The sequence below is a fragment of the Acidaminococcus fermentans genome (assembly GCF_009696675.1).
GTDB lineage: Bacteria > Bacillota > Negativicutes > Acidaminococcales > Acidaminococcaceae > Acidaminococcus.
The window spans coordinates 22,213-37,229 of sequence record NZ_VULN01000004.1 but is presented as its reverse complement, the minus strand read 5'-3'; the positions used below and the strand labels follow the sequence as shown (position 1 = coordinate 37,229).

Below are 15,017 nucleotides of genomic sequence, written 5' to 3'. Positions count from 1 at the left end.
TTTGGTTGACTTTACTTTTTCAACTGATTATAATAATAAAAGCTGACTAGGTAGTCAGAAAGTACAGGAGGGTCTGATTGTGAAGCATTTCCATACCAAAAGCATGATTCTGAGCGCTGTCATCCTGAGCGCCCTTTCTATCCATACAGTGGGGGCCGCCACCCCGGAAACCGTGAACCTGGACCTGGGGAAAACCGTCCGCATGGCCCTGGACAACAACTCCAGCGTCAAGATCTCTGCTGCTGAGCTGGACGCGGCCAAGGCAGAACTGGACCAGGCCAAGGGGTCCCGGTGGGGGAGCATTGATTTCTCCCATACCAGCGGCCGTACAGAAAAATACCAGTCCAATGTCATCGGCAACAATCATTCCAATCAAGTGAGCATTACGGTGCCCATCTATACTGGAGGCCGTCTGGAAGGGGTCATCGACCAAGCCAAAAAGAACCTGGACTACTACCAGTATGGGATGAGCAGTTCCTACCAGACCACCCGGTACAATGCGGAAAAGGGGTACTATGATGTGCTCCAGGCCGCCAACACCGTGAACCTGGACAAGGAAACCGTGAACCGTCTGGATGAACATCTGAAGAACACCCAGGCCCAGTTTGCCGTAGGGGTAGTGGCCAAAGCCGACGTGCTCCGGTCCCAGGTGGAACTGGTCAACGCCCAGCAGACCCTGACCCAGGCGGAAAACAACTATGAAGTGGCTGTTTCCTCCCTGAACAACGTAATCGGGCTGCCCACTGCCACCCGGCTGAACCTGAGCCAGGGACTGGAATACAAACCCAACGACTACACCCTGGACAACTGCGTGACCTATGCCATGGCCAACCGGCCGGAAATCCACCAGGCGGAAGCTTCCGTAGGCATGGCCCAGGCCGCCCAGAAGATCGCCAACTCCGGCAGCCTGCCTCAGGTAAGCCTGGGAGCTTCCAACGCCTGGAGCAATGATACCTTCCCGGGCCAGAACCGGGACAACTGGACGGTGGGGCTCAACATCACCCAGAACATCTGGGACTACGGGGTCAACGCCGCCAAAGTCCGGGAAGCCAAGGCCAATGTGGTGAAAGCCCAGGAAAGCTACCGGCAGATCAGTGATCAGGTGCGCCTGGCCGTACGGACCAGTTACCTGAGCATGCGGGAAGCGGAAAAACGGATCAAGACCACGGAAGTGGCTGTGGCCCAGGCGGAAGAAGATTACCGTATCGCCCAGCTCCGGTACCGGGCCGGCGTAGGGACCAACACCGACGTAATGGATGCGTCCGTGGCCCTCACCACCGCCAAGAACAACTACATCCAGGCACTGTATGACTACAATACTTCCACTGCCCTGCTGGAACAGAGCATGGGTGTTCCTGTGGAAAACGAATAAAAGAGCAAAGAAGAGGCTGTTGCGCAGGCAACAGCCCTTTTCTTTTTCCCTCCATACCTGTTATACTTATGTTGTGTATGATAAATTAATTAATTTGCATTTCCCTTGTAAGCGCCGGGCAGCAGCCCGCGCTTTATATCCGCCCTTTTCAAGGGCGGGGGACCATGCGCAGCATGGTGGTGGGTTTCGCGATGAACGACCCACGATTCACGACAATCGATATGGAGGCCCTGATGGGTACCAAAGGTAAAAAACGGCTGGCTTTTCTGGCCGGAGTGCTGGTCCTGCTGTACCTGGTCCTGTGGAAGCTGCTCCTTCCTGCAGGCCTGGAACGGGCCATCCCTCTGGTGGAAAATGCCGCCGGGGAATACATTAACGGACAACTGCAGATGGAAACCATGGAAGTGAGCCCGGACCTGACCTTCACCGCCCGGAATCTCCAGCTGACCGATGCAGGAGGGAATCTGGTGGCCAAGATCCCGGCTCTGTCCCTCCAGGTAGACCCTTTGAAGTTCCTGAATGGGAGCAGCTCGGTGGGCATCCTGACCCGGATCACCCTGGATGAACCGGAATTGTACCTGGTCCAGGACGACAAACAGGAATGGAATGTGGCCCATCTCCTGAAGGAAAGCCAGAGTTCCAGCACGGATTTCAAGGCTCTCATTGCCATCCGGGACGGCCGGGTAACGCTTCAGCTTCCCTACGGCACCTGGGATGCTGGGGTGGAAGGGACCATCGATCCGGCCCGGAACCCGGACTTTGCCCTGGATCTGACGGTGACCCGGAAAAATCAGTCCATCCATGTAGCCGGTACCCTGGACACGGACCGGCAGGGAACCCTGACCGCCCAGACAGATCTCATGGGACTCCAGGATTTCAGCCCTCTGGCGGAACAGTTCCTGCCGGTGACGGAGCTTACCGGGGCTTTGACGGATGCTTCCATCACCTGGACCAACAACGCGGCAGGCAGCCAGCTTTCCGGCCGGGCCCAGCTGCGCCAGGTGGGGGCCGTCTACAGCTGGAATGGCCATGATCTGGTTCTGGGAGCCGATGGGGGCCTTTCCTTTGATCAGCTGCGGCTGAAGGCCCGGGATCTGGAAGTGACGGTGGACGGGCAGAAAATCCGTGTATCCGGGGGCGTGGATCTGACGGATCTCCAAAATCCCCGGGCGGAAAAACTCCAGGCGGATCTGGACGATTTTGACCTGTCCGCTCTGCCTCTGGACCTGCCTGTATCCGGCACGGTCAGCGGCACTCTGGCTGTGGACGGGACCAAAGAGGATCTTACCGGCAGCGGCACCTTCACCAGTCCGGCCCTGACGTTCCAGGGCTATGAGGCGGACCAGGTGACCCTGCCCTTCTCCTTCCGGGATCACCGGGTGGAAACCGATGGGGCCAAAGCCAGCCTGGGCGGGGGCACTGTTGCGGTACAGGCCTCCTACGACTGGGAAAACCAGGAGGGCCAGGCGGCCCTTACGGCAGACCAGGTGGACGCCGGAACCTTTGTGCCCCGGTTGGGCAGCCTGATCCTGGACGGTACCCTGTATGCCGCAGGAAAGTATCAGGACGGGACGCTCCAGATGGAAACCCTTTCCAGTGATCTGTCCCTTGCCTGGGGGAACCTGAAGCTCCAGCAGATTGCCCTGGATGGATCCATGGACGGCAGCAATTTCACCCTCAGCCGGATTTCCGGCTATACGGAAGAAGGGGGCGCCCTGGCCGGCACCGCCAGTCTGAAAGGGGGGCAGCTCCAGGGAGATATCTATATTACCGACCTGCCGGTGGATCCTCTCCTGGCCGCTGTGGGCCAGGAAGGCAAAGGTCTGCTTTCCACCCACCTGCTCCTATCCGGTACCGCCGACGCACCGGGAGCCTTCGGGGCCTTCTCCTTCCGGGAGGGAGAACTGCTGGGCCAGACCATCCAGGAAGCCCACGGAGCTCTGGAATGGAAGGACCGGAAAGCCAGCTTCCACAAGGTGGAAGTGAACCTGGCCCAGGGCACCCATGTACTGGACGGCAGCGTGGACCTTTCCGGCAGCGAGCCTCAGCTGGACCTGACCCTGGAAACCCGGGGCGTCCGGCTGGAGCCCTTCAGCGAAGCTTTCCATTCCCCCTGGCCGGTTACCGGGAATCTGACCAATACCATTGCCGTGAAGGGGACCCTGTCCAATCCTTCTTTCACCGGCCATGTCCACGCCTGGGACGGGTCCGTAAACAAATTCCTGGTGGACGAAGTGGACGGAGACTACACCTATGACGGGAAGCTCCTTCATCTGAAAGATTTCCATGTCCAGGCTCTGACCTGCGCTGCCCAGTTCAGCGGCACCGTCAGCCGGGACGGGTTCCTGGATCTGGGGATGGACGCCAAAAACATCAACCTGCTCCGGCTGCCCTGGCTGAAGGACAGTGTGGACCTGGCCGGATTCGTGAACTTCAGCGGCAGCATTACCGGCCACACCAGCCGGCCCCTGTTCCAGGGGGTCCTGTCGTCGGATTCCGTGCTGATCAACGGAGTGGAATTCACCGGGCTGGCCCTGTCCTTCCAGAGCCAGGCCGGCCATGTAAACACCTTCCAGGGCACCTTCCAGCAGAAAACCGGCGGGGACTATGCCCTGAAAGCCAAATTCGACTTTGACCGGAAGCTGTTCCAGTGGACCGTGGACGTAACCAAAGGCAATGTCCGGTCCCTGCTCCAGATGGGGGGCATCAAAGCGGACGTGGACGGCTATCTGTCCGGACGTATCGAAGCCAATCCGGACGGCCCCCGGACCGGCATGACAATCATCGGCAAAGTGGAAGACGGGAAAGTGGCCGGAGTGCCCTTTGCTTCGGCGGATTTCGATATTTACACCCATCTGGGTCTGTGGCAGATCCGGAAGCTCCAGGCCCGGGAAAGCGGCGGCGGGCTCCTGGCCGCCCAGGGGAACTTTGACATGCGGAAACGGACCATCGACCTGGAACTGGCCACCAGTGAGGCCAATGCCAAGCTGCTCACCGTGGGCATGGACAATCCTCCGGATGTGAACGGAAAACTGAACATTGTGGCCCAGCTGAAAGGGAACCTGGACGATCCCAACGGGAACTTCTCTCTGGAAATGAAGGAGGGAAGCATCAGCGGAGTGGCTTTTGACAATGTGTACGGCATGGTTACCCTCCGGAATGACATGTTCCATCTGGACCAGTTCCTGATCCAACGGGACGTGTACAAGATCAGTGCCTACGGCACTTTCCCCATGGACCTGCTCCGGCCGGTGTCCAAACGGAAGAATCCCCAGTCCCGGATGAACCTGGAAGTCCGTCTGGACAACGGGAACCTGGCCATCCTGCCCACCCTGACCAAATGGGTCCAGTGGGCGGACGGCCCCACCAGCGGCCGGGTGGATATTACCGGTACCCTGGAGGACTACAGCCTGAACGGATCCATTGATCTGGACGGGGGTACCGTAAAATTCCGGGGCCTGGACAATACTTTCGACAACATGAAGTTCCATGGGGAATTCAGCGGCAAGACCATTACCCTGAAGGAATTCTCCACCACTACCGGGAAAAACGGCAGCATCACCGCATCCGGTTCCTATCTTCTCAATGATGTGTCCGGGAAACCCTACCATCTGAATCTGGCCATCAAGGATGTGGAACTGGTCTCTTCCATGGTGAAGGGGAAACTCAACGGGAACTTCGACCTGGAGCACAAGGAAAACAAACCCTTCCTCAGCGGGAACATCAAACTGGACAAAGGGTATCTGGGGCTGTCCGCCATCCCGGAATTCGGGGAGGGAAATTCGGACATCGGACTGGATATCGACGTGGACCTGGGGAACAATCTCCATTTGTACAATGCAGCCTTTATGGACTTGTGGCTGAAAGGCCAGTTCCACATTATGGGCAGCACGGCCTTTCCCCAGATCAACGGCAGCATCCGGGTGAACCGGGGCAGCCGGCTGAAATATCTGGGCACTCCGTTCAACATCGGGTTCGGGGAAATCTACTGGCCCCGTCCTGGGACCTTTGTGCCCAATGTGAACATGTCGGCCTTTACCCGTCTGGGACAGTACAATATCCTGGCCAAGGCCAGCGGGCCGCTCAGCCTGGACAACATTGTGATCAAACTGTCCAGTGATCCGCCCCAGGATGAAAACACCCTGAAGCGGTTCCTGACCCTGAAAACCGACGACGCCAGCCTGGGGGACGATGCCTGGAGAGGTTTGGTGGATGCCGGGCTCCAGATGACCTTCCTGGCGGATGTGGAAGACGCCATCAAGGACGCCCTGGGTCTGGACGAACTGCGGATCTACAGCGGCAATGTCCAGAACCTGGTATCCTTCTCCGCAGATACCAACCGGGCCAACGAAGCCACCGGTCAGGAACGGCGCCAGTACAACGTGCTGCTGAGCCGGTATTTCGGCCGGAAGCTGCTGCTGGGCTATACCACCAGCTTCGACGGAGAAGAACATAACCTGTACGCCGGGTACCGGGTGGCTCCCAAAGTCCATCTGGGTGTATCCATCGATGAAGACAACAACCGGTGGTATGGGGTACAGTATCGGACGAGGTTTTAAAAGAAGGGACTGTTGCCTTTGCAACAGCCTGTGACCGGGGTGTGAATTTATTCACACCCCTTTTTTCACACTCCAGGACTGGAAATATTATCCCATAGAAGGTATAATAAACGGGATATGGTATAATTAATCGTTGATTTTCAAGTAGATACTGACAGCAAAAACCTGTACGGAGGGTACTCTATGAAAAAACATGTAAACTGGCGGCAGCTGTCCGTCGCTGTCTTGGCATCTCTGGCCATGACCACTCCGGTCTATGCCGCAGAAATCACCCACAGCCAGGAAGTGGAACTGGGGCCGCACAAAACGGCCGCCAAAGAAGGACAGGGCATCGGAACCATCGAGGTGGCTCCGGAGAGCCAGACTGCTGCCCAGCCGGCGGAAGCGGCTGCTCCAGCAGCTCCTGCTGAAGAAGAACAGCCCAGATATCGGGAAGTCCGCCGGAACGGTGTCACTTATATCGAAAAGGTCGGCAAGAAGAAACTGGAACAGGAACAGGAAAAGGCCCAGGCTGATGAAGAACAGCTGGAAGCCCGGATGACCCAGCAGAAGGAAATCCAGGAAGCCCAGAACAAGCAGCTGCCGGGCCGGAGTATCCTCCAGCAGTCCGTCCTGTCCGACTATGATATCACCACCCAGGAAAACCAGTATGCCAAAGTGGAAAAGGAATCCCTTCCCTTTATCGGCCAGACTGTCACCAAGGTCACCCTGGAAGGCGCCTCCCATGAGGATCCGGCCAAACTGGCAGACGTGCTGAAGATGCCGGCCGGCACCAAGTTCACCAAGGAAGGGCTCCAGGATGATATCCGGGCTCTCTACGAAACCGGCTGGTTCTACGATATTCGTCCGGTGTTCACCAAAGTCCCGGAAGGGGTCCAGATCAAATACCAGCTGGAAGAAAATCCTGTGCTTACGGACCTGGATATTGAAGGGAACACGGTGATCTCTACCGGGGACATTAAAAAAGAACTGGATCTGCCCATCGGGAAGGTCCTGAACTCCCGGGATGTGAACATCGGCGCCCGGAAGGTGGAAAGCCTTTACAGCCAGCAGGGCTACATCTTGGCCAAAGTGGCCGATGTGCGGATGCAGCCGGACGGACGGCTCATCGTCCAGGTGGCGGAAGGGGTCATCGAAGATTTCCGGGTGAAGGGCAACACCAAGACCAAGGATTACGTGGTTATCCGGGAAATGCGCATGAAGAAGGGCGAACCCTTCAATGCCAAGAAAGCCCGCCGGGCCATGCAGAAGATCTACAACCTGGGCTTCTTTGAAGACGTGAACATCCGTCTGAACCCGGGCCAGATGCCCAACACTGTTTCCGTGGAAGTGTCCGTGGTGGAAACCAGCACCGGTACCTTCGGGATCGGCGCCGGCTACAGTGATGCCGACGGCTTCCTGGGTATGGTCAGCATCGGGGACAAGAACTTCATGGGCACCGGGGACAGTGTCAGCGCCCGTTGGGAATTCGGCGGCGACTCTGAAACCAAGGCCAACTTCGAAGTGTCCTATGTGAAGCCCTGGATCGATGACAAGGAAACTACTGCCGGCTTCACCTTCTACAACATGACCAACGAGTACGTGGACTACAATCGGGACGGGGATGAAATCGCCCGGTACTACAAGAAACGTACCGGTGAGGAACTGTTCTTCAGCCGGGTCACCGACAACGAATTCATCACCAACAGCATCACCCTGAAGAACCGGGACGACAAATACAAGAAACCCGTCAGCGGCTACGGCACTCAGTGGTTCGAAGCCGGACAAAATGGCTATGACTATATCCACGAATATCCTGACGACTTCGATTGGGACAAACACGAACGGATGAAGAAGAACTTCGGGATCACCCGGAGCATCACCTTTGCCCGTACCCTGGATACCCGGGACAACATCTACGATCCCCGGGAAGGGAAACGGACGGCCTATTCCGTGGAAGTGGCCTCCTTCGGCGGGGACTTCAACTTCCAGAAATACCAGGCCGACTACCGGTACTACTACCGGATGGGCAAGGACAATGTGTGGGCTCTCAACCTGGGAGCCGGCTATGCCAACGGGGATATGCCTCTGTCCCAGCGCTTCAGCTTAGGCGGCAGCGACATCCTCCGGGGTTACCGGGATGACCAGTTCAAGGGCAACAGCATGGTGAAGGGATCCCTGGAATTCCGGTATCCCATCATCAAGAAAGTCCAGGGGGTATTCTTTACCGATGCAGGCTACGCCTGGAGCAAGGAATACGACGAATCCAATTACGACCTGGGCAAACTGAAGAACTCTGTGGGTATCGGTCTCCGGATCAATTCCCCGCTGGGTCCCATTAAGCTAGACTATGGCTACCGGCTGGAAAGCAGCGACCGTGGAGGCCGCTTCCACTTCAGCTTTGGCGGTCAGTTCTGATAAACAAATTGCATAACAAGGAAGCAGGGATAGTAAAATGATGGAATTGGCCCACAAGAAAAATGTCAAGGTCATTTCTCTGGCTATTGCGGCCATTATGGTGGTTGGGATCTTCGTCCTGGCCATCCAGGGCAAGAACCTGGGAGGCGGTGACGCCACCATGAATTCGGCCATCGGCAAAGTGAACTACAACCAGGTGATGGCTGCGGCTCCCGGTCTGGCAGATGCCCAGACCCAGCTCCAGCAGGCTGCTGAAGACAGCCGGAAGGAGTTTGAAGAAAAGTCCAAGAACATGAGCGATGCGGACAAACAGAAACTGGCTGCGGAATACCAGAAAAAACTGGAAGACAAGCAGAAGGAACTGATTGAACCGGTCAAGAAAGAAGTGGATGACGCCATTGTGGCCGTAGGCAAGACCAAGGGCCTCACCGTGGTGGTCAACCAGGGTGCTGTGGTCTATGGCGGTCTGGACGTTACGGCGGATGTAACCGCCCAGCTGAAAAAAGCCAAGAAATAATTCCGGGACAGGAGGGGATGGCTCATGGGCAGATGGCTCAGTCTTCTGCTGGCAGGTCTTCTTCTCCTGTCCGGCTGCGGTTTTTCCCGGTGGCAGCTTCCCTTCCGGCAGGACAAGCCACGGTTCGCCGTGGTGGACTGGGACCGGCTGGTGGAACAGCACCCCAAGTACAAGGAATGGCAGCGCCGGAAGGAACAGCTGGAAACCGCCAAATGGCTGCGGGAACGGCAGAAGGAAAACGGCCAGCAGCAGCTGGCTCTCCTGGGACAGATGAAGAAAGTCCGGGAAGCCGGCAAGGGCCAGTTCCAGTCAGCCCAGTGGTCTGCCCAGGTGGCGGAGAAACGGGCCCAGGAACAGGACCTGCTCCGGAAAAAACGGGCAGCCTTGAAAGAGGAAGCGGAAAGCCGGGTGAAGGCGGACCGGGATGCGGTGGAAGAAAAATACCGGATCCCTCTGTTCAACCTGCGGCTGAAGCTGAGCAGCGTGAAAATGAGCGATGAAGCCCAGAAAGCGCTTCTCCAGGAACAGCAGGAACTGTTGGACAAACGCCAGAAGGACCGGGCGGATGTGGAAGCGGAAAAGGAGCAGTGGCTCCAGCAGCAGATGGCTGCGGACGTGGCTGCTTCCCAGGCACGGCTCCAGGCCTTTTCCAAGGAACTGGCCGGTCAGGTGGTCCAGGAACAGACAGGGCTTTCTCTCACCGGGAAAACTCCCCAGAACCAGGAAGGCCAGCCGGAACTGGATAAACTGCTCCAGTCCATGGACAAGGAGATCCAGCAGCAGGAAGACAAGGAAAAACAGATGCGGGAGGAAATCGACAGTGATATCCTCAGCGCCATTAAGAAAGTCAATCTCAGCCGGAAATACACGCTGATTTTCCGGAATCCGAGAGCCAATATCAGCGCCGACGACATCACTGACGAAGTGAACACGGTCGTCCAGCAAATTGTTTACTAAGAGGGATGGAACAACATGAAAAAAGCAATGATTCTCTGTGTAGTGGCAGCAGCCATGCTGTCCTTTGGCTGCGGGCGGAACGCCCAGTTCGGTGTGGTGGACATGAATAAGGTCCAGACGGAAAGCCAGGTGTTCAAGGATGCCACCCAGGACCTCCAGACCAAGGGCAAGGCCATGGAAGAGGAACTGAACCAGGAAACCGCCGGCAAGAGCCAGGAAGAAGCCCAGAAGATTCTGACGGAAAAGAGCCAGAAGATGCACAGCCTCCAGGCAGAAGCCCAGGCCAAGGTGAAAGGCAGTTTTGACGCGGCCGCCGCATCCGTTGCCAAAGAAAAGAACCTGAGCGCCATCCTGGTGAAGGAAGCCGTCCCTCAGGGCGGTGTGGACGTCACCGATGACATCATCAAAGCAATGAAATAAGATTCGATAAGGGCGGACACTGTTCGCCCTTTTTCCCGTACCATCATGAAATGGAAAGGATGCTGGAAATGGAAAAAACCTTACAGGAACTGGCAACATTGTTGAAAGGGGAAATCCTCCAGGGTGACCCCGGAATGGTCCTCAAGGGGGTCAATGGACTGGAAGAAGCCCAGAAGGATCAGATTTCCTTTGCGGTGCCTCCCTATCTGGAAGTGGCCGGACGGTCCCGGGCCGGGGCCATCATGATTCCCCGGGGAGCGGAATTCAGGGGAGAACAGGCTGTACTGGCCGTGGAAAATCCCCGGGCCGCTTTTGCGGTGCTGCTCCAGATGTTCCGTCCCCCGGAAGCGGTGAAAAAGGGCATCAGCCAATACGCCTTCATCCATCCCACGGCCAAAGTGGGGAAGAATGTGGCCATCCTGCCCTTTGCCTATGTGGCGGAAGATGCGGAAATCGGGGACAACACGGTGATCTATCCCCATGTGTACGTGGGACGCCATGCGAAGATCGGTGCTGACTGCACCCTGTATTCCAACGTGACGGTGCGGGAAGACTGTGTGGTGGGGGACCGGGTGATTCTCCAGGCCGGCTGTGTCATCGGCGGAGACGGCTTCGGGTACATCACCGCCAACGGCAAACACACCAAAGTGCTCCAGACCGGGAACGTGGTCCTGGGAGACGATGTGGAAATCGGCTGCAACACCTGCATCGACCGGGCTACCGTGGACAGCACGGTGATCGGCAAAGGCACCAAGATCGACAATCTGGTCCATGTGGGCCATAATGACATCATCGGCGAAAACTGCATCCTGGTGGCCCATGTGGGCATTTCCGGCAGTGTCACTGTTGGGAACAACACCACCTTCGGGGGCCAGGCTGCTACCGCCGGCCATCTGAAAATCGGCAGCAACTGCACCTTTGCCGGCCGTACCGGGATCATCAGCGACGTGCCGGACAATGTGGTGTGGGCCGGCTTCCCTGCCCAGCCCCATGTGGACTGGCTGCGGCAGACCGCCAATGAACGGAAGCTGGGAGCTGCCCTGAAACGGCTCCGTCAGCTGGAAAAAACCGTGGAAGCACTGGAAAAAGGAAAGAAGGAACAACCATGAAGAGACAACTGACCGCTGCCCTGCTGTGTGCCCTGGCGGCGCTGCCTTTTGGGGCTGCAGAAGCCAAAACCACTCCCAGCGGCACCAGCGGCATCATCAACGCCCCTTCTGGCTACGTCCGGATGCCCGGCCATGTGTCCGCCGGACTGGACTGGACCAAGGAAGGCCGGAATGTACGGGGCAACATCGCCCTGCCTCTGGGCATCGAAGTGGCCGGCAGCCATGTGGATACCAAACATGACGGATCCTACGGCACCGTCAGCGCCAAACTCCAGGTGCTCCGGGAAACCCCGCTGACCCCTGCTATCGCCATTGGCGTGGAGGATATCGGAGACCGGAATGACCGGCGGGGCTATGTGGCTGTCACCAAGGCCCTGGCCGCCGGCTGGAAGATCCACGGCGGGGTGGGGACCGGAGACCAGTACAAGCACGGTTTCTATGCCGTGGAAAAAGAAACCAGACTCCTGGGTCTTTCCATGAATCTCATGGGAGAATATGACGGCAGCCATTTCAACTACGGCGCCGGCATCCCGGTGGGGAAATTCATCCAGGCCCAGGTGGGTGTGAGAGACCATCACCTGTACGGAGGGATGGACCTTACCTTTTAAGGAGGATGCAGGATGGCTGCGTACAAGCTCATGGAGTTCATCAGCTGGCTGGTGTGCCACCAGCCGGACTGTCTGAACCGGGCCCTGGCCTGGGTGCTGGGGCATCTGGGATGGCGGGTGGTGCCGGCCTGGCGCCGGTACATGGCCCGGGAAAACATCCGGGACTGCCTGGGGGTGGATGAAGCGCAGGCGGAACAGATTGCCCGGGAAAGCATCTACCGTTTCGGACGGATGCTCATCGAAGTGCTGAAATATCCCCTGATCACCAAAGACAATTTCCGGCAGCTGGTCCATTTCGAAGGACTGGAGAACCTGGAAAAAGCCTATGCGGAAGATAAGGGGGTGATCATGTGCACCGCCCACTATGGCAACTGGGAGATGCTGGGGGCTTCCATGGCCCTTCTGGGCTATCCCATCCTGTCCATTACCCGGAAGCAGAACAACGGGGCCATGGATAAATTCATCAACGACTACCGGCAGATGGTGGGGCAGCATGTGACCTACAACCATGGGGAAAACAGCATGCTGGCCATCGGCCGTTATTTGAAAAAGAAACATCTGGTGGGGATCCTGTACGATCAGGATTCCGCCCATACCGGAGAACATCTGCTGTTTTTCGGCAAACCTTCCCGGGTTCCCCAGGGAGCCGCCCATCTGTCTAGGATGTTCGGTTCTCCCATTGTGCCCCTGTTCATGCACAACAACCCTGACGGAACCCTGACCGCCCGGATCTATCCGGCCCTCCACACGGAGAAAACAGCTAACCGTTCAGAGGACGTCCGTGTTATAATGGAAGAACTGGTAGCCATCGCTGAGCGGGAAATCCGGTTGGATCCGGCCATGTGGTTCTGGGTCCACGACCGCTGGAAGGATGGCCGCAAACGGTATGAAAAGTATAAGAAAGGCGTGTGATTTATGACCATTGAAAAACAGCACACCCTGAAACAGGCGGCTTCCTGTGACGGCATCGGGCTCCATTCCGGGAAGCTGGTGGAAATGACCCTGCGCCCGGCACCGGTGGATACGGGCATCGTGTTCATCCGCACAGATATGGAAGGCCGGCCCCAGGTCCATGCCGTGGCCTCCAACATCACTGCTACCACCAGGGCCACCACCCTGACGGAAAACGGAGCCAGCGTCACCACCATCGAGCATCTCATGGCGGCTCTGGCCATATTGAAAATCGACAACTGCTACGTGGAAATGTCTTCGGCAGAACCCCCGGTGGGGGACGGCTCCGCTCAGGCCTTCATCGATGAGATCCTGAAGGCGGGCATCGAGGAACAGGACGGGGAACGCCAGGTGTACCATGTGGACCGGGCCTTCTCCCATTACGACGGAGACCGCTCCATTGTGGTGCTGCCCTACGAGGGCTTCCGGATCACCTTTACCTCTATCAATCCCCATCCTCTCCTGGGAACCCAGGTGATGGACGTGGAAGATAAGGGAGATAATTTCCTGAAGGAAGTGGCTTCCGCCCGGACCGTGGCCTTTGAAGATGAAATCGCCCAACTGCGGAAAATGGGCCTGGGCCTGGGAGGCAACCTGGAGAATGTAGTGGTGTTCAGCAAGGACAAGATCCTGTCCACCCCCCGGTTCCCGGATGAACTGATCCGGCACAAGATCCTGGACGTGATCGGGGACATGTACCTGTTGGGCCCCATCCATGCCCATATCATCTGCATGAAGAGCGGTCACGCCTTCAACGATAATGTGTCCCGGCAGATCGATGAATATCGGCGGCTCCATGAATATCATCCCAGACATACCCCGGTTTCCGGAAAAGAGAAAAAAGAAGTAAGGAGTAAGGATATGATTACATTAGACATTCAGGAAATCCAAAAGATTCTGCCCCATCGGTATCCCATGCTGCTGGTGGACCGGATCATCGAACTGGAACCCATGAAGCGGGCCGTGGGGATCAAGAACATCACCATGAATGAGCCCCAGTTCATCGGCCACTTCCCTGGGAATCCCATTATGCCCGGGGTGCTGCTGATCGAAGCCATGGCCCAGGTGGGCGGCGTTACCCTGCTGTATCCGGAAGAAAACCGGGGCAAGATCGCCGTCTTCGGGAAAATCGACAAGGTGCGTTTCCGCCGTCCCATCAAACCGGGGGACCAGCTGGTGACCACCGCCATCATTACGAAAATCAAAGGCAATATGGGTGTGGCCCACTGTGAAGGTACAGTGGACGGAGAGCCGGCCTGCGAAGGGGACTTCTTCTTTGCGCTGGCGGAAAATAAACAATAAAGGTGGAGTGAAACAATGACAGCAGATTCTAGTATGATACATGAGACAGCCATTATTGCACCGGGTGCGGAAATCGGCCCCAACGTGAAAATTGGCCCGTACTCTGTCATCGGTGAACATGTCAAGATCGGTGAAGGTACCATCATTCATCCCCACGTTGTGATTACCGGCCGGACCACCATCGGGAAGAACTGCGAATTCTTCCAGGGTGCCAGCATCGGCGAAGTCCCCCAGGACCTGAAATACAAAGGCGAAGATACGGAAACCATCATCGGTGATCACGTGACCATCCGGGAATGCGCCACGGTCCATCGGGCTGTGGGAGAAGGCAATGAAACCCGGATCGGCAACAATGTGCTGATGATGGCCTATACCCACGTGGCCCACAACTGCATCGTAGGCAACAACGTGATCATGAGCAATGTGGCCACCCTGGCCGGCCATGTGATCGTGGAAGACCGGGCCGTCATCGGGGGACTTACCGCTGTGCATCAGTTCACCAAAATCGGCCGGAACTGCATGTGCGGCGGCATGAGCCGGATCTCCCAGGATGTTCCGCCTTTCGTCATCGTGGCCGGGAACCCGGCCTATGTGGCAGGGCTCAACAGCGTGGGAATCTCCCGGGCAGGCATTCCCATGGAAGTCCGCCGGGAGCTGAAGAAAGCCTACAAGATCCTCTACAAGAGAGGCCTGTCCCTGTCCGATGCCATCAAGACCATGGAACTGGAACTGGACAGCTACGAAGAAGTGGAACACTTCATGCGCTTCCTGCGCACGGTGGAAAGAGGCATCTGCCGGGCTTCCGCCCACGGTATCCGGGAGTAA

At 57.3% G+C, this 15,017-nt stretch carries 11 protein-coding genes; all 11 read left to right on the top strand.

The annotated features are described in order from the left end of the window. Positions 1-79 precede the first annotated feature (79 nt). The 11 genes from FX155_RS03495 to lpxA all read left to right on the top strand — a co-directional run bounded on the left by FX155_RS03495 (position 80) and on the right by lpxA (position 15,017). Positions 80-1,372, top strand: a complete 1,293-nt coding sequence (locus tag FX155_RS03495) for a TolC family protein (protein WP_288310437.1) — start codon at positions 80-82, stop codon at positions 1,370-1,372. 233 nt (positions 1,373-1,605) lie between these two features. After that, positions 1,606-5,931, top strand: a complete 4,326-nt coding sequence (locus tag FX155_RS03490) for a translocation/assembly module TamB domain-containing protein (RefSeq protein WP_154487794.1) — start codon at positions 1,606-1,608, stop codon at positions 5,929-5,931. Positions 5,932-6,114: 183 nt separating this feature from the next. Beyond that, positions 6,115-8,328, top strand: coding sequence for a BamA/TamA family outer membrane protein (locus FX155_RS03485; RefSeq protein WP_154487793.1), 2,214 nt, complete (start codon positions 6,115-6,117; stop codon positions 8,326-8,328). A 37-nt stretch (positions 8,329-8,365) separates the two neighbouring features. Continuing rightward, positions 8,366-8,845 carry an OmpH family outer membrane protein gene (locus FX155_RS03480; RefSeq protein WP_022486876.1) on the top strand — a complete coding sequence of 160 codons (480 nt, stop codon included), beginning with the start codon at positions 8,366-8,368 and terminating at the stop codon, positions 8,843-8,845. Positions 8,846-8,869: 24 nt separating this feature from the next. Then, on the top strand, positions 8,870-9,802 hold the full coding sequence (locus FX155_RS03475) for an outer membrane chaperone Skp (protein ID WP_154487792.1): 933 nt from the start codon (positions 8,870-8,872) through the stop codon (positions 9,800-9,802). A gap of 15 nt (positions 9,803-9,817) precedes the next feature. Beyond that, positions 9,818-10,222, top strand: coding sequence for an OmpH family outer membrane protein (locus FX155_RS03470; protein ID WP_012939033.1), 405 nt, complete (start codon positions 9,818-9,820; stop codon positions 10,220-10,222). Between the two features lie 68 nt (positions 10,223-10,290). Then, the gene (gene lpxD, locus FX155_RS03465) at positions 10,291-11,331 is read left to right on the top strand and encodes a UDP-3-O-(3-hydroxymyristoyl)glucosamine N-acyltransferase (RefSeq protein ID WP_022486878.1); all 1,041 of its coding nucleotides are present in this window, start codon (positions 10,291-10,293) and stop codon (positions 11,329-11,331) included. Beyond that, positions 11,328-11,939, top strand: coding sequence for a YjbH domain-containing protein (locus FX155_RS03460; protein WP_022486879.1), 612 nt, complete (start codon positions 11,328-11,330; stop codon positions 11,937-11,939). The genes lpxD and FX155_RS03460 overlap by 4 nt, the downstream gene beginning before the upstream one ends. Before the next feature lie 12 nt (positions 11,940-11,951). Beyond that, positions 11,952-12,851 (top strand): lysophospholipid acyltransferase family protein, encoded by a 900-nt coding sequence (locus tag FX155_RS03455; protein WP_022486880.1) that lies wholly within the window; start codon positions 11,952-11,954, stop codon positions 12,849-12,851. 3 nt (positions 12,852-12,854) lie between these two features. Continuing rightward, positions 12,855-14,192 (top strand): UDP-3-O-acyl-N-acetylglucosamine deacetylase, encoded by a 1,338-nt coding sequence (gene lpxC / locus FX155_RS03450; RefSeq protein ID WP_154487791.1) that lies wholly within the window; start codon positions 12,855-12,857, stop codon positions 14,190-14,192. 15 nt (positions 14,193-14,207) lie between these two features. Further along, positions 14,208-15,017: an acyl-ACP--UDP-N-acetylglucosamine O-acyltransferase gene (lpxA, locus tag FX155_RS03445; RefSeq protein ID WP_022486882.1), complete on the top strand. Its 810-nt coding sequence runs from the start codon at positions 14,208-14,210 to the stop codon at positions 15,015-15,017.

Coding starts and splice junctions, on each gene's coding strand:
- FX155_RS03490 (WP_154487794.1), top strand. CDS start 1,606: ATGGGTACCAAAGGTAAAAAACGGCTGGCTTTTCTGGCCGGAGTGCTG.
- FX155_RS03485 (WP_154487793.1), top strand. CDS start 6,115: ATGAAAAAACATGTAAACTGGCGGCAGCTGTCCGTCGCTGTCTTGGCA.
- FX155_RS03480 (WP_022486876.1), top strand. CDS start 8,366: ATGATGGAATTGGCCCACAAGAAAAATGTCAAGGTCATTTCTCTGGCT.
- FX155_RS03475 (WP_154487792.1), top strand. CDS start 8,870: ATGGGCAGATGGCTCAGTCTTCTGCTGGCAGGTCTTCTTCTCCTGTCC.
- FX155_RS03470 (WP_012939033.1), top strand. CDS start 9,818: ATGAAAAAAGCAATGATTCTCTGTGTAGTGGCAGCAGCCATGCTGTCC.
- lpxD (WP_022486878.1), top strand. CDS start 10,291: ATGGAAAAAACCTTACAGGAACTGGCAACATTGTTGAAAGGGGAAATC.
- FX155_RS03460 (WP_022486879.1), top strand. CDS start 11,328: ATGAAGAGACAACTGACCGCTGCCCTGCTGTGTGCCCTGGCGGCGCTG.
- FX155_RS03455 (WP_022486880.1), top strand. CDS start 11,952: ATGGCTGCGTACAAGCTCATGGAGTTCATCAGCTGGCTGGTGTGCCAC.
- lpxC (WP_154487791.1), top strand. CDS start 12,855: ATGACCATTGAAAAACAGCACACCCTGAAACAGGCGGCTTCCTGTGAC.
- lpxA (WP_022486882.1), top strand. CDS start 14,208: ATGACAGCAGATTCTAGTATGATACATGAGACAGCCATTATTGCACCG.